The following is a 23249-nucleotide window of genomic DNA, read 5'->3' on the forward strand; positions in this document are numbered from 1 at the left end:
TTTGAATATGGCAGAAGAAGATCTTTGTCCTTGCGGTTCCGGAAAAAAATACTCCGAATGCTGCGAACCGATAATCAAAGGCACCATCCTCGCTCCGACGCCGGAAGCCCTGATGCGCTCCCGCTACACCGCATACGCCAAGCATGAAGTCCGCTGGCTCAAAGATTCCCTGGAACCCTCCCAGCAAACCGACTACGACGAAAAGAGCGTTGAAGAATGGAGCAAGCGTTCCCAATGGCTCGGCATCCAGATTCTGCAAACCAAAACCGAAGAAGAAAAAAATATCGGCTGGGTGGAATTTATCTGCAAATACAAGCAGGGAAACCTCGCCCGGGAACATCACGAACTTTCCGAATTCCACAAAGTAAAGGGCGCATGGCTTTTCTACGATGGACGCGCGGTAAAGCCCTCGACCATTCACAAGACCACTCCCGACGTCGGCAGAAACGATCCGTGCCCCTGCGGCTCGGGACTCAAGTACAAAAAGTGCTGCGGCAAGGACAAATAAAATGTTCAAAATTTTCGTTGACGGCGAAGCCGGCACAACAGGGCTGCAGATTTACGAACGCCTAGCCAAACGCCAAGACGTGGAAATTCTCCGCATCCAGCCGGAATTGCGAAAAGATCCTGCGGAACGGGCGCGCCTTATCAATTCTTCGGACGTGACCTTTCTCTGCCTGCCCGATGCTGCCGCCGTGGAAAGCGCGGCACTCTGTACCAACCCGAAAACGAAAATCATCGACGCCTCCACCGCCCACCGGACAAACCCGGATTGGGCGTACGGCCTTCCGGAACTTTCCTCGGATTTCCGAAAACAAATCGAAAGCGGAACACGCATTGCGAATCCGGGATGCCATGCAACGGGATTCATTCTCGGCGTGTATCCTCTCATCGCTGCGGGTTTGCTCCAAAAAAGCGCCGATCTCGCGACTTACAGCCTGACCGGCTATTCCGGCGGCGGCAAAAAAATGATCGCTTCCTACGAGGCGGACGGTGCACAGCAATCGCACCCCGGGGAATCCCCACGACTTTTTGCACCGCGCCCTTATGCTCTGGGGCATCACCACAAGCACCTGCCCGAAATGCAAAAAATTTGCGGATTGGAAAATGCGCCCCTTTTCAATCCGATTGTCGGACCGTATTACAAAGGCATGGCGGTTTCCACGGCGATTTTCCAAAATGCGCTGACAAAGAGTGCCACAGCAACGGATATTCAAGACGTTCTCGCCGAGCATTATGACGGATCCCGATTTGTCAAAGTCCTTCCCTACGAAGAAGAGCCCGTTCTCGATGCCGGTTCGCTTGACCCGACGGAATGCAATGAAACAAACGAAGCCCACGTCTATGTGTTCGGCAAAGGAAAGTCCATTCAGGTTTCCGTCATCCTGGACAACCTCGGCAAGGGTGCATCCGGAGCAGCCATTCAGAATATGAACATCGCTCTTGGAATCGACGAAAGCTCCGGACTCGTTTAAAATCGCACAACAAGTGAAACTTTCAAAAGCTGCCGAGAAAATCTCGGTAGTTTTTATTTTTTCGTCAAAACTCGATTTTTGGGACTTATATACAAAACTCCACCCGATTTGCTTGGTTGGTGTGCTTCGACAGGCTCAGCAACCGGTTGTCGAACCATGGTTAGGGATTAGGGATTAGGGATTAGGGATTAGGGGTTAGCGACTAGTGATCAGTGATTAGTTGGGAGTTGGGAGTTGGGAGTTGGGAATTGGAAGTGAAAACTGACAACTGATAACTGAGTTTCCCTTGTGAAAAAGAAATCCATACTTTGAAAAAATTTTTAATTGAGAGTATTTGGCGGAAGATCATATATAATTCCCAAAAATTTCTATCATTTTTGGCGCTCATACCTATACCTCATCAAAAGGTTTTCATGAAATCCATCGAAGTCGTCGCAGGCATTATCGAAGACAACCACAAGATATTCGCTACGCAACGTGGTTACGGGGAATTCAAAGGGGCATGGGAATTCCCTGGAGGGAAAATCGAACCCGGCGAATCCCGTGAACAAGCGCTGGCCCGAGAACTAAAGGAAGAATTGACCATTGACGTTTCGGTCGGCGATTACCTTTGTTCCGTAAACCACGATTATCCGAATTTCCATTTGTTGATGCACTGCTTTTTCTGTAAAATCATCGGCGGAAAACCGACTTTGCTAGAACATGAATCCGCAAAGTGGTTGGGCTTTCAAGACTTCCGTTCCGTCGAATGGCTTCCGGCAGATCTTTCCGTTATCGACATTCTCGAAAAACAATTTTCCACTTCAAATCGTTAATTTGCATTCATTTCAAACTTTTTGCGTGAGGCATGCGAAGGGTGGCGCTTGCGCCAGTGCGAAGCACCGACTGGAAGGTAGCCCGTAGCTCGCCGACCCGGCATTATTTTTCGTTTTTGATTTTGCCGGGGCACGCCCTCATTATTTTTTTGAACAGCAATCCCGTTTGCACCAAAGATGCAAGCACAAATTCCCCGTCGCGATATTTGAAAATTTATCGGGCTGATTGGATTCGAACCAACGACCTCTTGAACCCCATTCAAGCGCTCTACCAGACTGAGCTACAGCCCGCAACATTTGCAAGCGAGACAAATTTACATTCGCTTCGCTTTTTTTGCAAGGGGAAACTATAAATCGGGCGCAATTATCTACTTCCAATAGCCGATAATCAGCACTTCCGGCGTTGCCGCAGGAAACTTCCGGCTGGAAAACGACACGATTTTTGACAGGCTTTTCTGCTTCGATTTCGGATCCCGGACAAGCCCGCGAGTGGAAAGGGTAATTTTCAATCCGGGAACGTTGCCTTTTTCCTGAATGGAATCAAAATTCGACACGTCCAGGGACACTTTCTGGATTTTAGCCGAAAACTCCGAAGCCTCCGAGGAAAGCGACAGATCCGGCAGGGTTTTCAAATCCGTGCACCACACATAAAAAGTCCATTCCCGCTTTTCGCCAGCGGAATAATACCCGGCATCAAACATTTTCTCGCTGAACAGGAAAGGTGCCACAGCGGTTCCCTGAAAGGCAGTCGGATGCGGATTTCCCTCGGCATCCACGACGACGACGGTATTGGCAAATCGGCCTTCCAGATTTTTTGTCGAGAAGTCCAGCTCGATATTCACCGGCTCGCGGGGCTTTACCGACTTGGGAAACCTAAAATTTTTGCAGCCGATCCCCTGGCAAAGCACGGTTTCGATATTCACCGTCTTTCCGGAAACATTGGCACCGCTGAACTTTATATGGCGGGATTCCCCTTGCGGAATTTCGCCCAATTCGTAAGGGTCCGGGACAAATCGGAGCACATCGTCCGCCAGAACGAATGCCGCCATGGCACACAAAATCGCAAATATCTTTTTCATCGCTTTCCTCGTTTTTTAGCGAATGTAGAAAAATCGTCCGAAAAAAGCGCGCCCGCAACTGAGCGGCTTTCAAAAATCCAGTTCGCTTCCTTTTCCATGAGCACTGCAAATAGATGTTACAAAGGCAATTAAATTTGCCTCTGACACTTCGGATTCAAGCCCCGCATATCGTCTTTGAACAAGCAGCCATCTTCCGTATTGTGGCTGCATTTACAAGCCTACACGTATGCGCCTTCTTGAAAGCCGTATCAAAGCGGAACGTTTCGTGCCCAGATTCCAAACACCTTTTGCATTCGTCGGCCATGGCAAAGGCTAAATTTTTTATGAGGATTTCCAGAAATCATTGCCATTTTCATAAGTTTCCCGCTTTTTGGCGTAGTATAAGAGCCGTATCATTAGTCAAAGTGCGCATAGGTACTGTAAACCCTTTTCGTCTCGGGACACTTCGCCAAGAAAATTTTTACGGCAACTTAAAATTCAAACAGTTTATCAGGGAAATTTGTAGAGTTGCGCAACCTAAAAACTTCAGTCAGTACAACAGCCTCTACACCATCGGCACTGACCACAACCTTCATCGATTTGAGAGAATTATCTGCATTGTAGGTAAAGAGGGTTTCTACCGGTTTGCCATCATTCTCCGCAAAAACCTTTTCAATACGTTTCTTCTTTGCATCGTAGTACAAAGTTCCTGAAGTTCCCTTAATGGTATAGATATTTCCTTCGAATCTTTTTGGGGTCTGCCAAGATCCAGAATCCAGTGGGTTGAAATTGGTATACTGCATCGCATCCAAAACTTCTCCATTGTATGGAAGAACCTGGCTTTTTCCTGTATTTAAATCGACAACCTTCATGCGATTTCCGTTGACAACACTACGCTGGCTCATTAAAGGCATCTTGATTTCTGAATATATTTTTGAGGGACCCTTACGAACCATGTAAATTGTGATGCTCTGCGGTTGCGTCAAAGTCGTTGAAATCGTTGTTTTGATATTCATTTCAACGGAATCGCTCGCAAGGGGGATCTTTTTCAAATCCGCCTTGACCTGTTCCAATGTCAATGCATTGGAAATCACAACGGCAAAAAGAAGAAGAGTGGCTATTCGTCTCATCTTTAATCCTTTATGCAGCGGATGGACATGCTATTGTAGTGATCAATAATTCCGGGACCTCTATAAGCAAACACTACTGTTTCTACATCCAAAGGATTCATTAATGTTTGCGTCCAAAAATATGAATAAAAATTCATTCCTTCAAATAGACTTTTGCCATAAGATTCCTCCTCAGCAGGTTTTCCACTATATCGCCCCGCAGGTTTAATGGAAAATCCACATTCATCCGAGCTCCGCAACCCCTTCTCCCATAAAGAGTCAGACCTCAACAGTGAGATAATTTCTTTTCTATTATCCCATCCACCAACAAGATTAATCATTTTATCAAATTCTTCAAGTTTCGGCAAATGCCATCCCGCGGGCTTATTCATTTTCCATTTCCCTGTCGCTTCTGCATCCCATTTATTCCCCGCATCGGAAGTGCAAATCAAAGATTTTTTAGCCGTTCCGTTTTCAAATTTTCTACAACAAAACTGCCATCGTTAATTTCATTAAGTCGATTTTTAATTTGTTCAATCAAAGAAAGCATCCTTGCACTATTCTTTTTTTCCAATTCCTTATCAAACCAGCACGCCATATTATGAGTGTTAAACTCATAGCAAGAAGAAAAAAGGTCGCTGCACTCAAGATTCCATGGGACAAGTATAGAATCATTATCAATGACATCAATCCCTGTCATTGGTTTTCCTGTTTGAACATCAGAAATCAAATGGGACCCTGCAAATAATCGAGTTGGATTTTTATCACTTCTGCTTTTATTTCAAAGTTTCTCCATCATTCGATTCGGTCATTGTGTAGCCTCTTCAAGAATTTAGCTTTTGACGCCACGTTGAAATTTTGTTCAACAAAGCTTTTCCCTTTTTACGGCAAATCATTTGATTCTCTGCACATCCATGCGGCTTCCCTTTTTGCAACCGCCAGCCCATTTACTATATTTGGGGCAAATTTGTTATCAACCCAGAGGTACATCATGTCCGACAATCTGTCCGTTCTCGGCAAAGCCCGCAAGGCTTACCAGCCGAAACTTCCAGTAGCCCTTCGCGAAGGAGCTCTCAACGTCAAGCTCAACAAGGGCAAGGCAACCGAGTCCGTCCGCGACCAGAAAAAAATCAAGGCCCTTTTCCCGAACACCTACGGTGCTCCGTATGTTTCCTTCAAGGCGGGCAAGGCGGCGGGAAACGCCAAGCCTATCAATGTCGGCGTTGTCCTTTCTGGCGGTCAGGCTCCCGGTGGACACAATGTTATCGCGGGCCTTTTCGACGGCATCAAGAGCATCCACAAGAGCAGCAAGCTTTTCGGTTTCCTCGGCGGACCTTCCGGACTCGAAAACGGCAAGTTCATCATTATTGACGGCAAGGTGATGGACGCCTACCGCAATACCGGCGGATTCGATATCATCCAGTCGGGAAGAACCAAGCTGGAAACCGAAGAACAGTGGCAAAAATGCCTGAAGGTCGCCAACGAGCAAAAGCTCGACGCTATCGTCATCATCGGCGGCGACGACTCCAACACGAATGCGGCCGTTCTCGGTGAATATTTCCAGTCGCAGAATGCCAAGTGCGTCGTTTGCGGTTGCCCGAAAACCATCGACGGCGACTTGAAAAACGAATACATCGAAACCTCTTTCGGCTTCGATACGGCTGTCAAGACCTACTCCGAACTGATCGGCAACATCATGCGCGACGCCAACTCTGCGCAAAAATACTGGCACTTCATCAAGCTTATGGGACGTTCCGCTTCCCATATCGCTTTGGAAGCCGCCCTGCAGACCCATCCGAACATCACCCTCATTTCCGAAGAAGTGAAGGCGAAAAAGATGAAGCTGAAACAGGTCATCAAATACGTCGCCGACATTGTCGCCGCCCGCGCCGCCGACGGCAAGAATTTTGGTGTCGCTTTGATTCCAGAAGGCCTTCTTGAATTTATTCCGGATGTCGGCGTGCTGATTTCCGAACTTTCCGAAGCCCTCGCCCATCACGAAGCCGAAGTCGAAGGCCTCGATACCGCAGCCAAGGTGGAAAAACTCAGCCAGTGGGTTTCCAAGTCCTCTGCCGAAGTTCTGAACAGCCTTCCGGCATTTGTGCAAGCGCAGTTGATGCTCGAACGCGACAGCCACGGCAACGTCCAGGTTTCCTTGATTGAAACCGAAAAGCTCATCATTGAAATGGTGAAGAAGGAACTCAAGAGCCGCAAGAGCTTCAAGGGCAAGTTCAGCGCCCTCAATCACTTCTTTGGCTATGAAGGTCGTTGCGCCGCCCCGTCGAATTTCGATGCGGACTACTGCTACAGCCTCGGCTACACCGCTGCGGTTCTCGCCAACAACAAGATGAACGGTTACATGAGCTCTGTTCGCGACCTGACCAAGGGTGCTGACAAATGGGTTGCCGGAGGCATTCCTATCACCATGATGATGAACATGGAACGTCGTCACGGCGAAGACAAGCCGGTGATTCAAAAGGCCCTCGTCGAACTCGACGCCGCTCCGTTCAAGTTCCTCGCCAAGAACCGCGAAGTCTGGGCGAAGACCGAAAGCTACAGCTATCCGGGTCCAATCCAGTATTGGGGTCCGAGCGAAGTCGCCGACCAGATGACTTACACCATTCGTCTGGAACGCGGCGCAAAAATCAAGTAATCTACAGATGTTACGAAAGAAAATGGGACTCCTTTGGGAGTCCCATTTTTTCTGCATAGACAACATCCGAAATCGCCAAGTCTGCAAACGGAAACGGATTCCCCGCCTGTTATTTTTCTTTCTCAGTTTTGTCGGCAGTTTGACTTTCCCCGATTCTTTTTTCCGCTTCCATCTGCCGCAGTTCCTGAATCATCGTTTCCATTTCGCAAGGAGCTTCGCCTGTCGAGAAATAGTTCGACGGAGACGGATTTGCTTGTTTCAGCTCCCGTTGATTTTCTTCTTCAGCGTTTTTCCATTTCTCCTGAAATTTTTCCGCAAATTCTTCGAAATTTTTACTCAAGATGCCAACAACACATGTATAGCGGGCCAAAAAATTCCCGCCATTACCCGAAATCGTAGAGAGGCATTGCGGACAAACGGCCTTCCAATAGCAAACGCCGGAAAGAGGCGAGCCAGAAATCCAGCGGACAAACGCTGAACCTCCGCATGTACAGGGCTCTCGGAAATTATCGTTGTTTTCCCAAATTTCAAGAAGCATTTTCAAGTTCAAAAAAATTTCCAGACGGGAACTGCTGACCCAACGCAAACTCGATTTATGGAGCGGACCTATATAAGCGCCCCCTCCATCCACCGCATAGGAGACATCGATAGTCGCATACCGGGGCGTATTTTTTATCTTTTCCCGATTTCTCCAAATCAAATCCAAATTTTCATAGAGCAAATCCGCTTTCCGTTTATTTATCTGGGCTTGGAGCTTTTGAATTTCCTGAAAATCTTTCTTGTTTTGTGTTATGGTTTCGCTTACCCAAAACGCGCCCTCTTCTATCATCTTGTTAAAGACGGCAAAAGAAGTCCGCCGATTTTCCTTTGAATGCAACATATCCGCTATGGATCTGGAATCATCAAAAACTATACGCGCCATAAAGCCTCCCTTTTTATTTGTTTATGCATATATGCAAATGTTTGCATATAATATAAAATAAAAACCGACAAGAAGCAAGAGGAAATTCCATTTTTGGGAAAAGGAAATCTATAAATCCTCCATTAAATATCCGCTATTTGATTTTTTTCAATGCGGGAACTTTCTTTTCAAAGAGAGAACTTCTTTTCAAATGGAGCATTTGCTTTCGCAAGATGAATTTTCTCGCAGGCCGCGAGATGCACGCCTGCCCATGAGAAATGGATTTTGGCTTGCAACCCCTGATCACCAACTTGCTTACCTCGCTCCTTGGGAAAGACTTCAAAAGGCTTGGAGAAGCGAAAATGGTTTCGTCCTAAAAGTCCGCCCCCCCAGCACGCCGATTTGAAAATCGTACAAAAAAGCACCCATCCTTCTATCCAAGAGGACGGGTGCCGCTTATTCGAGACGACAGGTTTTTCCTTCGCTCGCCGCTAAACCGTAAAGGTTCTTATTTCAACTTTTCCGAAGAAAGCAGCCATTGAGAGCTGTTCACCCGGAGAATCGTTCTGCCCGCCGAGCGAGTTGCCGCCTGACGCACAGCGGATTCCGAAACAGGAAGCCGACTCTGCCACAGAAGATGCCCATTCAAATCGAAAAGCATCGCCTTTCCGCGATGGGAAAGAATCGCCCGCTGCCAAGAAATTTTCGGCTGCGCCATCTGCGGAGCGATTCCCGTTTTTCCGCCGATGGCCAGATAGATGTAAGCCGTAATCTTTGTCGAATCGCCGTCGGTTTCCCAGCCCTTTACCTGAATGATATAGACTCGCGGAGAAAGTTCCGTCGAATCCGTTGAGGGCGTTACCGTAAGAATCGATCCGGAGAGTTCCGCCGAGAGCGCATTGTTCCCCACCTTGAAAAGCTCGTAAGAAAGCGGGTCGTTTTCGGGGTCCGAGAAAATGGTGTCCAAATCAATGGACACGACAAAGCCCGACAATTCCAGGACTTCGATCGTATCCCGAACCGCGCGAGGCCTATCATTGACCGAATCCAAGGCCACGTGAATTTTCATGGAGGCGATTCCCGAAATGCTGTCGGTAGCAAAAACCGTCACATAAGCATCGCCACAGGAATCCTTGACCGAATAAATGTTCAAAATTCCCGCAGCCGAAAAAGTCGGATTCAGTTTGCCGTCATCGCTTTTGGCACTGAAGTAAAGCTTCTTTTCCGAGCTGAACCAAGACTTCACTGTAGCGGCGGAGAATCGCAAAGACGACGCGAAATCTTCACGGGCGGTCGTATCGACAAGGGCGACCAGCACTTTCGGCATATTCAAATTCACATAGACCTGTGCGACTTCCGAAGTGTCTCCTTCGGCATTCACGACGTAATACGAGAAAGAATCCGCCATCCAAACGTCCGTAGGCGTGTAGATTAACGAACCGTCCGTCGCCAATTCAACCGTTCCATTCCGCGCATCCGTTTTCAGATAAGCCGAAAGAACCGTTTCTCCATCCGGATTGAAATCGTTCACCAGCACACCCTTCTTCGCCAAAACGACCAGCGAGGAATCGGAATAACCGTAGATGGTATCGTTCACAGCCACCGGCGGATCGGCGACCGGATTGACCGTCAAAGTAAAGAGGATTTTGGCGGTATCCTTTTTATCGGTCGCATAAATCGTCACCGTCGCTTCGCCATTCTGATTGGAACGCGGAGTGATTAAAACCGCATACTGGGAAGACAGCGAAAGCAGTTCGGCATCTACCGTGGAATCCCCGTAAGCACCCACATCCAACTTGTCGCCATCGACATCTTTAATCTCCAGAGCGGATTTTGCAAAAGAAATCGTTTTTTCTTCCGCATCTTCATCGATTTTAGCATTGCTGAAGAGATCCACAATGGACGAGTCCAGAATGGTTATCGTCGGAAGATCATTGATGCAAGCGATTTGAATCGTCACCGTCGCTTCGGCACTTACACCGACCGAGGAACGAGCGTCTTTCAACGAATACTTCCAGGAATCTTCACCGCAATAGTTGGCTTCCGGAGTATAAGTGAATGCACCGGATTCTTCCAAAACAAGGGTGCCGTGCGCAGGCTCCGTATGCGCATTCAAGTCGAAGTTCGCTCCGTCAATGCTGAAGTCGTTCAAGTAAATGCTTTCTTTCAGCGGAACGGTCAAAACTTCGTCTTCCTTCATGCTGTAAACGTCATCCACTGCTGTCGGCGGGTTATCGACATCGTGCAAACGAACGGTCATCGACAACGAGACGGAATACTGGCCATCCGTCGCCGAGAGGTAGAGAATGGTATAGTCATCGCTATTCGCCTTCGGCAAAAAGCGGAGCGTGTCCGCCAAGCTGAATTCATTTGAGGAATCGAGGAGGGTCAGCACTCCGCCCGTCAGAATTTTCACAGAAACAGTCAGGTCGTCATCATCCTCGTCTTCAAAAAGTTCCGCAAGCACCAGTTCCAGCGTATCGGTCTCGTCGAGATTCAGCGTGGAATCTTTGAGAGCAAGCCCTTTAGTCGAAAGGACTGGCGGGTTCGTCACGCAGGAATCCGCCAGGATAAATTCCGAAATTTCTATTGAGTTGCTTCCCATGCCGGAGGCCTTTGCATGAGACTCTTTATAGGCGAATTGCACGCCCAGCTGCTTGTCCGCATTCCAACTTACCGAAGTGCTGGATTTCCAGCCTTGCGCCAAATCCGCAAAAGCGATAAAGGATTTTTTGTAACCCTTCGCCGCGACAAGTTCCGCTCCATAATAATTATAATCCGTAATCGTGGACTGCTTAAAATCCACTCGGAACGGCGCAGTCGCCCGATAGGTCATGCACACGCCCTTGTAGGAAGCCAAAGAAATCGCCACGTCCTGATAACTCGCATTCTGCTGCCAGCCAAAACCAAATCCCGCGCTATTGGATTTGGAACCCGCCGTAACCGAAAGCTCCGCCGACTTGACAATTTCATCCGCCGAATAATTGCACGAGGATAGCGACCCATCCTTCGGATCCGTATAGCCATACCAATAGGCAGGGACCTTCGTGCCGTCGCCCTCCGAGTTCCACACGACATCCGTCGCCGCAAAAACTGCGCCGACAGCCAGAGCCAGACTGAGGATTATTTTTTTCATTGACTTCTCCTTTCAAAACATTGCCGAAAAAGATAGCAAATCGGATGTTTTTTGCAAGTTTTATTGGCGAGATGTGTCCGCAGCTTAATCCCAAATGTCGGCGGGCAACCGGGAAATGTCCCGAAAATCCAATTTTTGCAAAGAGGATGGTTTCACCGGCGAAAGCTTGGCGAGCGGTTTTCCGGCCCGTTCGATTACGATTTCTTCGCCTTTCAGTGCCACCTGGTTCAGCAAATCGCCAAATCCCTTGCGCGCTTCCATCGCCGACACGATTTTCGCCGTCATTCCAGCACCTTGTCTTTTATCACCAAATCCACCCGGCGATTTTTCTGGCGGCCTTCCTTGGTGGAATTATCCGCGACCGGGACGCTCATCCCGTAACCTTTGGAAACCAGGCGGGAACCGTCGATTCCCTGCGCCACCAAAAAATCGAGCACGTTCTTCGCCCGCTGCTCCGAAAGTTTCCGGTTGTGTTCCGCAGAACCCGTATTGTCGGTGTGGCCTTCCACGGAAACGTGCAGTTCCTGATAAACGCTGAGGATTCCCGCCACCCGGGCGAGGCTCGTCTTCAAATCGGATTTGAGGGTCGCCTTATCCACGTCAAACAGGATGTCGGACATCGAAAGGATAATCCCCCGCGCGTCCTCCGTGACCTGGATGAGCTTGGACTGCAGTTCGTTCAGCTTGTTCTTCGCCTCGTTCTGTCGGGCTTCCGCCTTGGCGCGTTCCTCCAAAAGAAGACGGTTCAGCGAATCTTCACGAGCTTTGGCTTCTTCGGCCCGAAGCGCTTCCCGGGCTGCGGCAGCCGTCATCGCAGAATCCATGGCGGAATTCGTCTTGGCGAGCCTCACGCGTTCCCGCTGCAAATCCTCTTCCAGCCCCAGAGCGCGCCCGCCCCGAACCTCCGCGATTTTTTCCTGGATGCGCCGGATATCGCCACGCACCTGCGCTTGCTTTTGCCGTTTTTCTTCTATCGCCAAACGATTTTTCTGCGAAGCCATCTGGTTTTCGATGATTTGCCAATACAGCTGGCAAGCGGAATCCTTTGACGCAAGACGCGGACTTTTCGGATTCTTCGCCCTTAAAGATTCTGCAGATTCCGCCAAAGCACGGGCTTCGGCAATCGTCAAGCGAATTTCCCCGGAACCCGCCGGGAGAGTCCGTTCCAAAGAATCCAGTTTTTTCAAGTAAGAACGCGAAGGCACGGAATCGGGCTCCGCCGCAAACGCCAGCCCCAAGATCAAAAAAGGAAGAGTCATCCATAAACATTTCATTGTGCGGCCTCCTTTCCCTGAGTTTCATTTTCCAGCACGCTCTGATACCATTTTTGCAATTCCTCGTCGCCCTTTAATTCCCGCGCCGCAGATGAATCCGCCAAAGCGGTTTCCTTCGCTTCCTGTTCGGCAAACGCCAATCGATAATGCAACCGGCTGCGTTCCGCCGCATCCCACGCGGCATCGCTTTTTCCTTCTTCCGCAAGCTGGCGGGCAATCGCCAACTCGCTATCGCCCTGCACCACCGCCGCCGACTGGATTTTTTCCGTCTTGGCTGCGCGCCCCATTCCTTCCGCTTCCGAAATGGAAGCCGAGAGCAAATCCTTGTTCCCCGCACAGCCGACGAAGCACATCGCCAGCCCGCACCATAAAATTTTTTTCCGCATAGCATACTCCTTTTGTGGATAGAAAAATACAAATTCCCCAAAGCTCGCAGAAAAAGTTTCCGTTCCAAGTTCCTTCAGTGCAAGGTGCAGGAGATGCGGCGTCCCTGTAGCTTGGAAGAAAAAGCAAAAAACGGCAAGAATGCCATTTCTCCAAATTTTCCAACTAACCACTAACTTGCGAGGAGCGATTATGAGCAACTCGAGAGGAATTTTGTACATAAGCCCCAAAAATTTCGTCCGGAATTCTTCAAAGTCCGCAAGTTCAAAGCCCGCGGTCCGAAGCTAGAGCGTTCTCTTAAGACTTTCGATTTCCGCAAGGGATAGGCCGAAATGTCTGGCAATCTCGGCTTCGGTCAGCAAGTTTTCTCGCAGCATCGCCGTGGCGATTTCCCGTTTTGCAGACAGGGAGCCTTCTGCGCGACCAGTCGCTAACCCCGTAGCAAGTCCTTCCTCGCGTCCCCGCAGAACGCCGTCGGCGATGCGCACATCGATTTCGTCCTGAGTCACCATTTCCTTCGCCTGCTCCTTCAACAGTTCGTCCTGCGCCGAACCCACGCGGATACGTTCCAATGCGCCGCTGGCCAGGGGGTCGCCGAAGTCCCGGACGTTTCCCCTTTCGCCGGCGTGGGTGAGGAGGTAGAGCCAAAGGTCCTCCCGGGATTCGGGACCGGACAGCTCGCCGCGCTCCTTCACGAAGTTCGGCAGGTCCACTACAATATACCTTAATTTTTCGCTTGGCAGTCTTCAGAGCCCGCCATCCGAAGCTAGAGCGTTCTCTTAAGACTTTCGATTTCCGCAAGGGATAGGCCGAAATGTCTGGCAATCTCGGCTTCGGTCAGCAAGTTTTCCCGCAGCATCGCCGTGGCGATTTCCCGTTTTGCAGACAGAGAGCCTTCAGCGCGTCCTTCCTCGCGTCCCCGCAGAACGCCGTCGGCGATGCGCACATCGATTTCGTCCTGAGTCACCATTTCCTTCGCCTGCTCCTTCAACAGTTCGTCCTGCGCCGAACCCACGCGGATACGTTCCAATGCGCCGCTGGCCAGGGGGTCGCCAAAATCCCAGACGCAGTCCCTTTCGCCGGCGTGGGTGAGGAGGTAGAGCCACAGGTCCTCTCGGGATTCGGGACCGGACAGCTCGCCGCGCTCCTTCACGAAGTTCGGCAGGTCCACTACAATATACCTTAATTTTTCGCTTGGCAGTCTTCAGAGCCCGCCATCCGAAACTAGAGCGTTCTCTTGAGTGCTTCGATTTCCGCAAGGGATAGGCCGAAATGTCTGGCAATCTCGGCTTCGGTCAGCAAGTTTTCCCGCAACATCGCCGTGGCGATTTCCCGTTTTGCAGACAGGGAGCCTTCAGCCACGCCTTCAGCGCGTCCTTCCTCGCGCCCCCGCAGAACGCCGTCGGCGATGCGCACATCGATTTCGTCCTGAGTCACCATTTCCTTCGCCTGCTCCTTCAACAGTTCGTCCTGCGCCGAACCCACGCGGATACGTTCCAATGCGCCGCTGGCCAGGGGGTCGCCAAAATCCCAGACGCAGTCCCTTTCGCCGGCGTGGGTGAGGAGGTAGAGCCAAAGGTCCTCCCGGGATTCGGGACCGGACAGCTCGCCGCGCTCCTTCACGAAGTTCGGCAGGTCCACTACAATATACCTTAATTTTTCGCTTACGGGCCGGGGAACGGGCTTTTTCCCGTCCGGGGAGATGGCCGCCGAGAAGGCGCGCTCCAGAGCGTTCCCGCTGTAGAGGCTCCATTCGTCCCGGTAGCCCTCGAAGCCCTCCACGGGGTGGAAGTTGCAGAGCCAGACGGAAATCGCCTCGGGCATCTCGTAGCGGCGGAAATCCCGCTCGCTCCTTTCCAGGGAGAGGCTTTCCGGCGAGGACTCCATCGCCTGCTTGCCCTTGATGGCGAGGAACGCGCTGTAGAGCAGCATCCGGTCCACGAGGAAGGAGTGCTTCGCCCGCTGCATCTCGATGTCCAGGAAGCGGCCGTCCTCGGTGAAGGCGTGGATGTCGAAGACCACCGTCTTCGGCCCGGGGATACGGAACTCCACGGGGTCGGCGAAGGTGAAGGTGAGGCGTTCGATGCGGCGTCCCGGCGGCAGACGGAGCAGGGCGTCGAGAAAGTCCTTCAGGGCGGCCTCGTCGGAGAAGAAGGCCCGGAAGGCGGGGTCATAGAGCGGGTCCAGGTAGGTTTTTCCCCGGAGGATGGGCGGGATGCGGCTTTCCCCGGCTTCGGGGCCTTTGTCGAGGGACGGATTTTGCAGGAATTGCGAGAATTGCGGATTTTGCGCAGACATAATGCTCCTTTTGAAAAAGAAAAGACATCCAGATTTTTGGATGCCACTTGCGGAGCTTTCGTGCGCGCGAGAGGGATTATAGGAAAGCCCTCGACTTTGTCAAGGGTGAATTTGTAAACAATTTGTAAAAGCAGCGGTTAGCGATTAGTGATTAGCGCGAGTGCCCTTCGACAGGCTCAGGGGCCGCCCTTCGATTAGTTCGACAAACGGTTACCGAGCTTGCCGAAGCAAACCGGTTTTGGCTCATTTTCACGTGAAAACGGCTACAGTCGTCATTGCGAACCCCGAAGGGGTTATACGACACTTGTCAATTTATTGACTTAGTGGAGTTATCCTCTATGTGGATATACGACACTTGGTAACTTTGTTACCTTAGTGGAGTTATACTCGAAGTGTAGAAGCAATCCTTTCCCGCTGACAAGATTGCCACGTCGCTACGTTCCTCGCAATGACGAGGTGCCAGCACAGATTGCTTCGGCTGCGCATCCCTGAAACTAGGAATCTCCGATTCCGTAGTTGAAGTATCCCTGGAAGGGACAATTCGTCTAAGGGAACAAGTTCCCAAGACTCATGGGGCTTTGCATCCCTGAAACTTGGAATCTCCGATTCCATAGTTGAAGTATCCCTGAAAGGGACAATTCGCCTAAAGGAAGCAGAGCTTCCAAGGCTCATGGGGCCTTGCTCGCAATGACGGACCGCTGACGATGACTTGCGCTCCATTTGACGAAGGCAGACATTGCATCGAAACAGGCTTTTTTCATTTAGTCGAAGCCCCAAAATGCGAAAAAAAGTTTTTTTATAATCGCTAACTTGTCGCCCAGCCGTTTTCCGGTCGATATCAAATGATATTTTATCGCCCGCATCGCCGAACAAAGCGAGGCCGCAGGGGCTGGATAGGACGCAGAAGAAACATTTCGCGACCCGCGAGAAAAATTCACCTTGAAAAAAGAAGTTCACTTTAAGAAAAAGATTATATCCCCTAATTTTCGGGGGCGGCCTTGCCTACGGCTAGGCCGCAGCTAGGAGCGGGGTCCCTACCCCGCCCCTAGTCCGAGTCCCTGAGGCAACGTACGGAACACCCGACGTTCTTGAGGCTGTAATCCGAGAGCACGCACTCGTAGCCGTAGTCGAAGCGCCAGTAGTACGCAGTGCGGCTGCTGTCCTCCGTAGAACTCCAGAAGCTCGCGTACTTGCCGGCGTAGCCGTAATCGCCATCGCCATCGCGGTAGCCCGCTGGCAAAACGGAAAAGCCGTAATCGTCAGTGCCGTTACCACTGTACCAGCCGCTCTTGGACTTGAGCTTTGTTCCGGCAAGATCCACACCGCCGACAGCCGTGAACAGAGTTTCCCATTCCGCATCGCTGGGCAAATGCCAGCCTTCGGGGCAAATTCCGCGAACCGGTTCCTTTGCAGAGCACGTTACGTCGTAACCGCAGCCCTCGCCGGCTGTAGAGAACACCCCCGCGGAATCCATCGCCGCGCTCCACAGGTAGATTCTGCCGTATTTGGCGCAGGAATCCGGCTCGTTGTTGTAGCAGAAACTTTTAGCAGTTCCTTCATTGTAATCATAATTCAAATTTTCCGCCATCCATATTTGGGGTCCAATCGTCACAGTTTTGTAGAACTGACCGTCGCGAGCGTCCTGAAATATCCCGTAGGAGATGTCTGGATTCAGATATTTCCAGTTCGGCTTTTCCTGGACTTCCGTTACAGACGAGCTGGAAACTTTTTCGCTGGACGAAGAAACGATTGCCGATGAGCTGGAAGGCAACTTCACGCTGGACGATGAGGAGACCTTTGCCGCAGTGCTAGAAGACGGCTGCTGTTCCAACGAGTCCGAAGAGGACGATAATGCTGCGGAGCTGCTGGATTCCTGCGAGTTGTCAATGTCTAAATTTTCCCACTTGCCGTCATTGCAGAGATAGATCGCATTCAGCGAGGAGACCAGAACCGAGTCACCCTCGTGACTGTCCATGCAGGCGGGAAGGTCGTCGAGAGTTTTCACAGCAAAGAAGTAATCTTCTCCAGGGGCATCGTTCCCGCTGGCAGAAGAGCTGCTGTCGTCGCCACAGGCGGCGAGGAAAAATGCGACGGCAGCAATCGCAAAAATGATGGTTAATTTTTTCATGGTTTTATATCCTTTAATAAGTTGAAAATGGTTGGCGAAATTCGGGGGCGGCCTTGCCGGCGTAGTTGTAACCGCCATCGCCACCGCGGCTGCCCGCTGGCAACACGGAAAAGCCGAATTCGTCCGTGCCGTTGCCATCCTTGTACCAGCCGCTCTTGGACTTGAGCATTTTCCCGACTTTCTTTTGGGCACTGGCAAGCGTGAGCTTTGTTCCGGCAAACTTTTTGTCTATAACAGCCTTCTCCAACGTATTCCACTCGTCACGGCTAGGCAAATGCCAGCCTATAGGACAGACTCCCTGGACTGTTCCCAATTCCACACAAGTCTCGCCATAACCGCAGCCCTTGCCGCCATCGCTAAAAACTCCGGCACTATCTATCACAGCGCTCCATAGGTAGAGCCGCCCGTATTTGTCGCAGGAATCCAGTTCGTTATGGTAGCAGAAACTGGAAGAATCTTCTGTACTTGTCGGTTGCAAGTAGGCGTAGTTCAAATTCTCCGCCATCCAAACCTGCTTCCCGATTTTCACCGTCTTGTACGTTTTCCCGTCGCGAGGGTCGGTGAACGAACCTTTTTTGACCGAACCAGCGAACGCAAGAGCCGTCGCCAAGAAGACAACAAGAAAAGAATACCATTTCATCAGGCCTCCTGATTTGCCACGATTCCTATCCATTTTCGCTCAAAAGATAGTAAACTCTGTCTCACCATAATGCCGCATCCACTCTCCGCTTCCCCATTCGCCTGTTTCGCCAAAGCCACCGATTCATTTCCGCCCATTCCGCCCCCAAACGAAAGATTTCTATTTTCACAAATCCATGGAAAAATCTTTCGCCGTCAGCAAATACCTCTCCGCCGTCAAAAAACTGGTGACGACCCAAATCCCTCCCGTCTGGGTAAACGGCGTCCTCACCCAAGTCACGGAACGCGGCCGGATGGTCTATTTGAGCCTTGCCGAATTTGTCGAAGGCGACGTAAAGCCCATTGCCAAAGTGGATCTCTACATGTATGCAGGGGAATTTGCCCAGATGCGGGCGCGGACTTCGGCTCTGCCCATCCCCTTTAAGTTTTCGGAAGGACTGAAAGTCAGTCTCCTTGTCGAAGCGGACTTTTACATCGGTTCCGGAAAATTCCAATGCCACGTCACCAACATCGACCCGAACTTTACCGTCGGCGAACTCACCCTGACCCGCCAGGCCATTTTACAGCGTCTGCAAAAAGAAAACCTGCTGGACAAAAACAAATCCCTGCCGCTGGCGGCGTTGCCTTATAAAATCGGATTGATTACCGGCGAAAAAACGGCAGCGTTCAAAGACTTCACGACCACTCTCGCCTCTTCCGGCTACGCCTTTGACATCATTCCGGTTTACGCCAAAATGCAGGGAAACGAAACCGAAACAACCGTTCTCGAAGCCCTCGGCAAATTGCGGCAGATGCCCGAACTCGATGCGGTCTGCATTGTCCGCGGCGGCGGTTCCAAAACGGACCTGAACTACTTCGACAGCGAAGCGCTCTGTCGCGCCATCGCCATTTTTCCTGTCCCCGTTTTCACGGGAATCGGGCACCAGATTGACGAAAGCCTTGTCGATAAAGTCGCCTATCGCAGTTGCATCACCCCGACGGACTGCGCCAAATTCCTAGTGGCCAGGGCAGAAGACGCCTCTCGCCGGCTTCGCGAAAAAATTTTGCAAATCGCCAGTGCCGCGCAACAAAAACTTTCCCGCTCCACCAATCGGCTCTCCAAGATGGAAACGAGCATTTCCGTTTTATTTGAAAGGCGGATCGCCGGAGAAAAACAAAAACAGTTTTCCTTGGCGCAAACCCTTGTGCGAGCACCCGAACGGATTTTCTTTCGCGAACGGGAAAAAATCCAGCGGAATTTGGAAGGCCTGCAAATCGGTGCGCAAAAAATCATCGCCCTGCAAAAAGCCAAATTCGAAATCGTCGAAACCAAAGTGAAATCCCACGACCCGAAACGGATTCTCGCCCGCGGTTTTGCCTATGCGACGGCTGCCGGAAAGGGCCTTGTGAAAAGCAAATCCGAAGTCCAATCGGGCGACGAGATTCTGATGCACTTTGCCGACGGAAACGTTTCTGTTGTCGCCAAATGAAATTTTAGTTCGTGATTAGTAATCAGTTGGAAGTTATGAGTTGGGAGTTGGAGCTGAGAACTGCTCACCAAGTTCGCCTTGTGAAAAAGCCCCCTCTCAATACAACACTCCTCGCTCTATCCCACAAAACCAAAACTTCCAACCACAAAGCGGGAACGCCCATAGATCCCCCTTTGGCTCCATTCAAAAAGGCCCATTTCAAGACAGGACGAGATGGAAACTTGCGATTTAGCCCTAAAAAATGTATATTGGGAATAGGAGGTTTCCTATGCCGACAGTAACAATGGACATTCCTGAAGATATTGCAGACCTTATGGTGTGCGATAACAAGAGCGACGAACTCCGCCGCAATGCGTTGCTGTTGTATCCGTTTATCAAGAACGAAACCATTTCCCATGGGCGTGCCGCGGAAATTCTGGGTATTTCCAAATGGGAACTCATCGAACTTTACGGAAGCGAGGGCATTCCCTATATCGACCAGAGCTGGGATGAAGCCGAGCAGGACGCCGCCAACGTCATGGAACTCCTTTCCAAGAGGTAAGAATGATTGTCGTATCTGATGCAACTCCGATAATCTCTTTCCTTAAAATCAACCGTCTTGACATTCTTGGAAAACTGTTTGGCGAGGTCCTGCTTCCTGAGGCCGTTTACGAAGAATTGACTTCAAACCAGGATTTTCAGGATGAAGCCGAACAGGTGAAATCCTGTGAATTTTTCAAAAAGGTTTCGGTCAGCAACAACAACGCCGTCGGCATGCTGATGCGTATAACGGGCTTGGATCTTGGCGAAAGCGAAGCCATCGTCTATTCCGACGAAAACAAGAGTGATCTTTTGATTGTTGACGAAGTTCGTGCAAGGCACGTAGCCACGACGATGAAACTGCGTATTACCGGCACGATTGGCATTTTGATTGCCGCTAACGAGAACGGTTTGCTGAATAAAGAGGAAGCCTTAGCTTGCGCCGAAATTCTTCGGATCTCCAAAAGGCATATCAGCGAAACTCTTCTGAATTCTTTCATTGAAAACCTGAAGTAGCATTTTCCCCCAGCATCCACGTTAGGGATAGTGACCCTGTGAGCCAAAAGCGACTCGTATTGACGAGTCGTGTTGGCGAAAGTGGAGCGATAGCGGAACGGTCATATAAGGGACAAGACTCGCGTAGCGAGGCTTGGTTCTGGGAGGTGAGCGGCAAGCGTAAGCGCAGCCGATTGCCCCCAGAATATAGCCCGACCGCACATATATGTGCGGGAACGCCCAAAAGAAGAAGCTTCGCCCATAACGTGGACGAAGCCCTCGCCATCGTCGAAAAGATCGGCTACCCCGTTCTCGTGCGCCCGAGCTTCGTTCTCGGCGGCCGCGGCATGGGGAAACGTCTATAAGGAAAAGTACCTCCGCAAGTTTGTGGAAGAAGCCGCCGCCATTGGCGAAGGCAAGCCGATCCTTATCGACCGCTTCCTCGAAGACGCCACCGAACTCGACGTGGATTGCATCAGCGATGGCAAGCACACCGTTATCGGCGCCATCATGGAACACGTGGAACCCGCAGGCATCCACTCCGGCGACTCCGCGAGCGTCATCCCGCCGATGACCCTTCCAAGGAAAAGCGTGCAAAACGAGTGTCGCAGAAAAATGCTCGCATTTTTCTATGACCGAGTGCAGCCGCGGACGCCAAAGGCGTCAAATTCAGGACAAGGTCCGTGAATTCGCCAAGGAATTCGCTAAGGAACTCCATGTCGTGGGTCTCATGAACATGCAGCTCGCTGTCAAGGATGGCGAAAACGAGGAAGCGAGTCAAGCGAAAATGCTTGCATTTTCATTTGACGAGCGAGGAGATTGTACGCGCAGCGTACCACTCTACATGATCGAAGTGAACCCGCGTGCCTCCCGCACCGTGCCGTTTGTGTCCAAAGTCTATCGGTGTTCCGCTCGCCAGTTACGCCAGCCGCTGCATGCTCGGCGAAACTCTCGAACAAATCGGCTTTACCGAAGAAGTCCACGTTCCCTGTGAGCCATAAGCGACTCGTATTAACGAGTCGTGTTGGCGAGAGTGAGGCATAAGCCGAACGGTCATTATCCCTGAGCGTCAAGGAAGCCGTATTCCCATTCGTCAAGTTCCCGGGTGTGGTCATCACGCTTTCTCCGGAAATGAAATCCACCGGCGAAGTCATGAGTATCGATCGCGACCGCGGCCTTGCCTACCTCAAGAGCCAGCTGGCATCGGGCAACAAGGTCCCGAGCCTGGGCAACATCTTCGTCTCGCTCAAGGACGAAGACAAGCAGAAGGCCGTCCCGCTCATCCGCCAGCTCGTGAATCTCGGATACGAACTGTACGCCACCCGCGGCACCTCCACCATGCTCTACAACGAAGGCATCAAGACCCGCGCCGTGTTCCGCATCTCCCGTGGCCGCCCGAACCTGCTGGACCTCATCCACGACAAGGAAGTCCAGTGGATCGTGAACACCACCGAAAACGGCGCCGAAGCCATGGTCGATGAAATCCAGATGCGCTCGAAGGCTGTGGTGTCCGGCATTCCTATCACCACGACCATCGCCGCCCTCACCTCTACCGTGGAAGGCTTGGAAGACCGGCTGGCCTTTAATTCAGGATGTTACAAGACCCCAAAGGCCAGCCTCTCGCACGGCAATTCAGCCAAGGCTTCCTTGCCTTCGCTCACAAGGGACAAGCACGACTTCGGAAGATTCGAGGTTTGTAGTTTACAGGAGTACCATAGACACGTGAAGAAGTAAGCAATCTCTAGCCTTATTATTAGGCGGATTTTCGTCGCTAACGCGACTTAGGTTTGTAGTTATAACTTGCGTATAAATATACTCTAAAGGGGTCATAAAGTCAAGCCTTTTTCGAGGCCTGTTGTTCAGTTTATCCTGTATCCAGCGAACTTTCCGGGGAGAGATTCCCTTGAACGACTCCTTCTTGGGAAGATATTGGCGTATTAGACCGTTCATGTTCTCGTTGGCACCGCGCTCCCAGGAGTGGTACGGGTTCGCAAAGTAGTAATCCGCCTTCATAGCTTTCGCTATTTCTGCGTGACAGGCGAACTCCTTCCCGTTGTCCGAAGTGATTGTGAGAATCTTGACTTCGAACGTTTTCTCAAAGTCCTTCAGCGCCCTCACAAGCGTTCTCTTCAGGTCTTTCGCGTTCTTCGTCGGAAGATACCTTATCAGGCTGTAATTCGTCATCCTGTCGTTGATCGTGAGCAGGTTCGCGTCATGGTCCGCGCTGTTTATCAGGTCTATCTCGATGTCGCCTACGCGTGATTTCTCGTCCACGATTGCCGGACGTTCCTCGATGGGCACGCGGCCTACAATCTGGCCTCTCTTGTCCTTCTTCTCCCCGCGCTTACGGTATGGTTTCTTGCCGTGCCGCAAGTGCTTCTTCAGGTCCTCGTCCTTGTTCACATGCCTGTATATCGTGGCGACGCTAGGGACACCCATCCCATCGAGTTTCGCGCGTCCGTTCACCTGTTCGGGAGAGTAGTCTTCCTTGATTTTCCCGTCCACGATTTTCCAGTCGTCCTCGTCGTAGTCGTAATGCAGGTGACTTGTCGCGGCAAGGAGGTCTGCCCGTTCCTGCGACTTGACCGGGTCGTAATGCTGGCGGCCGCCGCCCCTGTTTAGTTCCCTGTAGATTGTGGATTTGTGGACCTTCAGCTGCAAGGCTATGTTTTTCGGGGGGATCTTTGCCGCATTGAGCGCTCGTATTTCGTATCTTTGTGCTTGGTTGAGACTCACCGCCATGTCCTTTTTTGGTAGAATCGGCAAGGTAGAAAAGTTTCGGCCAGGTTCCCCAGGGGCTAGCCCTAGGGAACTTTTTTTCTTCCCGATTCAACCTATATCAGTCGCATTGACGGTGAAAATTCGCGTTATAAAAGGACGCTTTTATAAGCGTCCT

General features: G+C 51.0%; 24 protein-coding genes, 1 tRNA gene and 1 pseudogene. 9 read left to right on the top strand and 17 right to left on the bottom strand.

Features of this window, described 5'->3' with window-relative positions; all coding sequences use genetic code 11:
• The first annotated feature begins 7 nt into the window (after positions 1–7).
• The 3 genes from BGX14_RS03280 to BGX14_RS03290 all read left to right on the top strand — a co-directional run bounded on the left by BGX14_RS03280 (position 8) and on the right by BGX14_RS03290 (position 2290).
• On the top strand, positions 8–508 hold the full coding sequence (locus tag BGX14_RS03280) for a YchJ family protein (protein WP_073303734.1): 501 nt from the start codon (positions 8–10) through the stop codon (positions 506–508).
• 1 nt (position 509) lies between these two features.
• On the top strand, positions 510–1475 hold the full coding sequence (argC, locus tag BGX14_RS03285; protein WP_095879044.1) for an N-acetyl-gamma-glutamyl-phosphate reductase: 966 nt from the start codon (positions 510–512) through the stop codon (positions 1473–1475).
• Positions 1476–1888: 413 nt separating this feature from the next.
• A complete protein-coding gene (locus tag BGX14_RS03290) occupies positions 1889–2290 on the top strand; it encodes a (deoxy)nucleoside triphosphate pyrophosphohydrolase (RefSeq protein ID WP_095879045.1) in 402 nt (133 codons plus the stop codon).
• A gap of 217 nt (positions 2291–2507) precedes the next feature.
• Here the strand turns inward: BGX14_RS03290 and BGX14_RS03295 are convergent.
• The 5 genes from BGX14_RS03295 to BGX14_RS15195 form a co-directional block, all read right to left on the bottom strand.
• Positions 2508–2581 (bottom strand) — tRNA-Pro (locus tag BGX14_RS03295).
• Positions 2582–2658: 77 nt separating this feature from the next.
• Positions 2659–3369: a DUF1573 domain-containing protein gene (locus BGX14_RS03300; protein ID WP_095879046.1), complete on the bottom strand. Its 711-nt coding sequence runs from the start codon at positions 3367–3369 to the stop codon at positions 2659–2661.
• A 470-nt stretch (positions 3370–3839) separates the two neighbouring features.
• Positions 3840–4442, bottom strand: a complete 603-nt coding sequence (locus BGX14_RS03305; RefSeq protein ID WP_073303638.1) for a hypothetical protein — start codon at positions 4440–4442, stop codon at positions 3840–3842.
• Between the two features lie 38 nt (positions 4443–4480).
• On the bottom strand, positions 4481–4909 hold the full coding sequence (locus BGX14_RS03310) for an FISUMP domain-containing protein (RefSeq protein ID WP_073303640.1): 429 nt from the start codon (positions 4907–4909) through the stop codon (positions 4481–4483).
• A complete protein-coding gene (locus BGX14_RS15195; RefSeq protein WP_143394107.1) occupies positions 4906–5187 on the bottom strand; it encodes a hypothetical protein in 282 nt (93 codons plus the stop codon). Before BGX14_RS15195 ends, BGX14_RS03310 begins: the two co-directional genes overlap by 4 nt.
• Before the next feature lie 261 nt (positions 5188–5448).
• Here BGX14_RS15195 and BGX14_RS03315 point away from each other — a divergent pair, with 261 nt between their 5' ends.
• Complete coding sequence (locus BGX14_RS03315) at positions 5449–7110, top strand: diphosphate--fructose-6-phosphate 1-phosphotransferase (protein WP_078776162.1); 1662 nt, start codon at positions 5449–5451, stop codon at positions 7108–7110.
• A gap of 109 nt (positions 7111–7219) precedes the next feature.
• Here the strand turns inward: BGX14_RS03315 and BGX14_RS03320 are convergent, their stop codons facing one another.
• From BGX14_RS03320 to BGX14_RS03370, 11 genes are all read right to left on the bottom strand, one after another.
• Entirely contained in the window at positions 7220–8032 is an 813-nt protein-coding gene (locus BGX14_RS03320; protein ID WP_143394108.1) for a hypothetical protein, read from the bottom strand.
• 167 nt (positions 8033–8199) lie between these two features.
• A complete protein-coding gene (locus tag BGX14_RS15465) occupies positions 8200–8436 on the bottom strand; it encodes a hypothetical protein (protein WP_158223215.1) in 237 nt (78 codons plus the stop codon).
• An 83-nt stretch (positions 8437–8519) separates the two neighbouring features.
• Positions 8520–11147 (bottom strand): Ig-like domain-containing protein, encoded by a 2628-nt coding sequence (locus tag BGX14_RS03330; RefSeq protein ID WP_095879049.1) that lies wholly within the window; start codon positions 11145–11147, stop codon positions 8520–8522.
• Positions 11148–11231: 84 nt separating this feature from the next.
• Positions 11232–11432 carry a type II toxin-antitoxin system Phd/YefM family antitoxin gene (locus BGX14_RS03335; RefSeq protein ID WP_233126386.1) on the bottom strand — a complete coding sequence of 67 codons (201 nt, stop codon included), beginning with the start codon at positions 11430–11432 and terminating at the stop codon, positions 11232–11234.
• Complete coding sequence (locus BGX14_RS03340) at positions 11429–12421, bottom strand: OmpA family protein (protein ID WP_233126387.1); 993 nt, start codon at positions 12419–12421, stop codon at positions 11429–11431. Before BGX14_RS03340 ends, BGX14_RS03335 begins: the two co-directional genes overlap by 4 nt.
• Complete coding sequence (locus BGX14_RS15200) at positions 12418–12807, bottom strand: hypothetical protein (protein WP_143394109.1); 390 nt, start codon at positions 12805–12807, stop codon at positions 12418–12420. The genes BGX14_RS03340 and BGX14_RS15200 overlap by 4 nt, the downstream gene beginning before the upstream one ends.
• Positions 12808–13089: 282 nt before the next feature.
• A complete protein-coding gene (locus tag BGX14_RS03350) occupies positions 13090–13518 on the bottom strand; it encodes a hypothetical protein (protein WP_095879051.1) in 429 nt (142 codons plus the stop codon).
• Positions 13519–13571: 53 nt separating this feature from the next.
• Positions 13572–13976, bottom strand: a complete 405-nt coding sequence (locus BGX14_RS03355) for a hypothetical protein (RefSeq protein ID WP_095879052.1) — start codon at positions 13974–13976, stop codon at positions 13572–13574.
• 53 nt (positions 13977–14029) lie between these two features.
• The gene (locus tag BGX14_RS03360) at positions 14030–15103 is read right to left on the bottom strand and encodes a PD-(D/E)XK nuclease family transposase (protein WP_095879053.1); all 1074 of its coding nucleotides are present in this window, start codon (positions 15101–15103) and stop codon (positions 14030–14032) included.
• Between the two features lie 1045 nt (positions 15104–16148).
• The gene (locus BGX14_RS03365; RefSeq protein ID WP_233126388.1) at positions 16149–17231 is read right to left on the bottom strand and encodes a fibrobacter succinogenes major paralogous domain-containing protein; all 1083 of its coding nucleotides are present in this window, start codon (positions 17229–17231) and stop codon (positions 16149–16151) included.
• Between the two features lie 13 nt (positions 17232–17244).
• Positions 17245–17871 carry a fibrobacter succinogenes major paralogous domain-containing protein gene (locus BGX14_RS03370; RefSeq protein ID WP_073303658.1) on the bottom strand — a complete coding sequence of 209 codons (627 nt, stop codon included), beginning with the start codon at positions 17869–17871 and terminating at the stop codon, positions 17245–17247.
• A 175-nt stretch (positions 17872–18046) separates the two neighbouring features.
• Here BGX14_RS03370 and xseA point away from each other — a divergent pair, with 175 nt between their 5' ends.
• From xseA to BGX14_RS15965, 5 genes and pseudogenes are all read left to right on the top strand, one after another.
• A complete protein-coding gene (xseA, locus tag BGX14_RS03375; protein ID WP_095879056.1) occupies positions 18047–19339 on the top strand; it encodes an exodeoxyribonuclease VII large subunit in 1293 nt (430 codons plus the stop codon).
• Positions 19340–19607: 268 nt separating this feature from the next.
• Positions 19608–19880, top strand: coding sequence for a UPF0175 family protein (locus BGX14_RS03385; RefSeq protein WP_073303663.1), 273 nt, complete (start codon positions 19608–19610; stop codon positions 19878–19880).
• Positions 19881–19882: 2 nt separating this feature from the next.
• Positions 19883–20374, top strand: a complete 492-nt coding sequence (locus tag BGX14_RS03390; RefSeq protein WP_073303665.1) for a DNA-binding protein — start codon at positions 19883–19885, stop codon at positions 20372–20374.
• Positions 20375–20646: 272 nt separating this feature from the next.
• Positions 20647–21333 (top strand): annotated as a pseudogene (locus BGX14_RS16420) (hypothetical protein); the annotation flags it as partial.
• Between the two features lie 151 nt (positions 21334–21484).
• Positions 21485–22087 (top strand): hypothetical protein, encoded by a 603-nt coding sequence (locus tag BGX14_RS15965; protein ID WP_233126392.1) that lies wholly within the window; start codon positions 21485–21487, stop codon positions 22085–22087.
• Here the strand turns inward: BGX14_RS15965 and BGX14_RS03400 are convergent.
• Positions 22055–23095, bottom strand: a complete 1041-nt coding sequence (locus tag BGX14_RS03400) for an IS30 family transposase (protein WP_095879057.1) — start codon at positions 23093–23095, stop codon at positions 22055–22057. The two genes, BGX14_RS15965 and BGX14_RS03400, sit on opposite strands and share 33 nt — an antisense overlap.
• Between the last annotated feature and the right edge of the window lie 154 nt (positions 23096–23249).

The sequence above is a fragment of the Fibrobacter sp. UWS1 genome, from assembly GCF_002300445.1.
Lineage (GTDB): Bacteria > Fibrobacterota > Fibrobacteria > Fibrobacterales > Fibrobacteraceae > Hallerella > Hallerella intestinalis.

Excerpts from the sequence above, each read along its gene's own strand:
- xseA (WP_095879056.1), top strand. The coding sequence starts at position 18,047 with ATGGAAAAATCTTTCGCCGTCAGCAAATACCTCTCCGCCGTCAAAAAA.
- BGX14_RS03365 (WP_233126388.1), bottom strand. The coding sequence starts at position 17,231 with ATGAAAAAATTAACCATCATTTTTGCGATTGCTGCCGTCGCATTTTTC.
- BGX14_RS03335 (WP_233126386.1), bottom strand. The coding sequence starts at position 11,432 with ATGACGGCGAAAATCGTGTCGGCGATGGAAGCGCGCAAGGGATTTGGC.
- BGX14_RS03360 (WP_095879053.1), bottom strand. The coding sequence starts at position 15,103 with ATGTCTGCGCAAAATCCGCAATTCTCGCAATTCCTGCAAAATCCGTCC.
- BGX14_RS03340 (WP_233126387.1), bottom strand. The coding sequence starts at position 12,421 with ATGAAATGTTTATGGATGACTCTTCCTTTTTTGATCTTGGGGCTGGCG.
- BGX14_RS03400 (WP_095879057.1), bottom strand. The coding sequence starts at position 23,095 with ATGGCGGTGAGTCTCAACCAAGCACAAAGATACGAAATACGAGCGCTC.
- argC (WP_095879044.1), top strand. The coding sequence starts at position 510 with ATGTTCAAAATTTTCGTTGACGGCGAAGCCGGCACAACAGGGCTGCAG.
- BGX14_RS03290 (WP_095879045.1), top strand. The coding sequence starts at position 1,889 with ATGAAATCCATCGAAGTCGTCGCAGGCATTATCGAAGACAACCACAAG.
- BGX14_RS03385 (WP_073303663.1), top strand. The coding sequence starts at position 19,608 with ATGCCGACAGTAACAATGGACATTCCTGAAGATATTGCAGACCTTATG.
- BGX14_RS03320 (WP_143394108.1), bottom strand. The coding sequence starts at position 8,032 with ATGGCGCGTATAGTTTTTGATGATTCCAGATCCATAGCGGATATGTTG.
- BGX14_RS03370 (WP_073303658.1), bottom strand. The coding sequence starts at position 17,871 with ATGAAATGGTATTCTTTTCTTGTTGTCTTCTTGGCGACGGCTCTTGCG.
- BGX14_RS15200 (WP_143394109.1), bottom strand. The coding sequence starts at position 12,807 with ATGCGGAAAAAAATTTTATGGTGCGGGCTGGCGATGTGCTTCGTCGGC.
- BGX14_RS03300 (WP_095879046.1), bottom strand. The coding sequence starts at position 3,369 with ATGAAAAAGATATTTGCGATTTTGTGTGCCATGGCGGCATTCGTTCTG.
- BGX14_RS03280 (WP_073303734.1), top strand. The coding sequence starts at position 8 with ATGGCAGAAGAAGATCTTTGTCCTTGCGGTTCCGGAAAAAAATACTCC.
- BGX14_RS03390 (WP_073303665.1), top strand. The coding sequence starts at position 19,883 with ATGATTGTCGTATCTGATGCAACTCCGATAATCTCTTTCCTTAAAATC.
- BGX14_RS03330 (WP_095879049.1), bottom strand. The coding sequence starts at position 11,147 with ATGAAAAAAATAATCCTCAGTCTGGCTCTGGCTGTCGGCGCAGTTTTT.
- BGX14_RS03315 (WP_078776162.1), top strand. The coding sequence starts at position 5,449 with ATGTCCGACAATCTGTCCGTTCTCGGCAAAGCCCGCAAGGCTTACCAG.
- BGX14_RS15965 (WP_233126392.1), top strand. The coding sequence starts at position 21,485 with ATGAAATCCACCGGCGAAGTCATGAGTATCGATCGCGACCGCGGCCTT.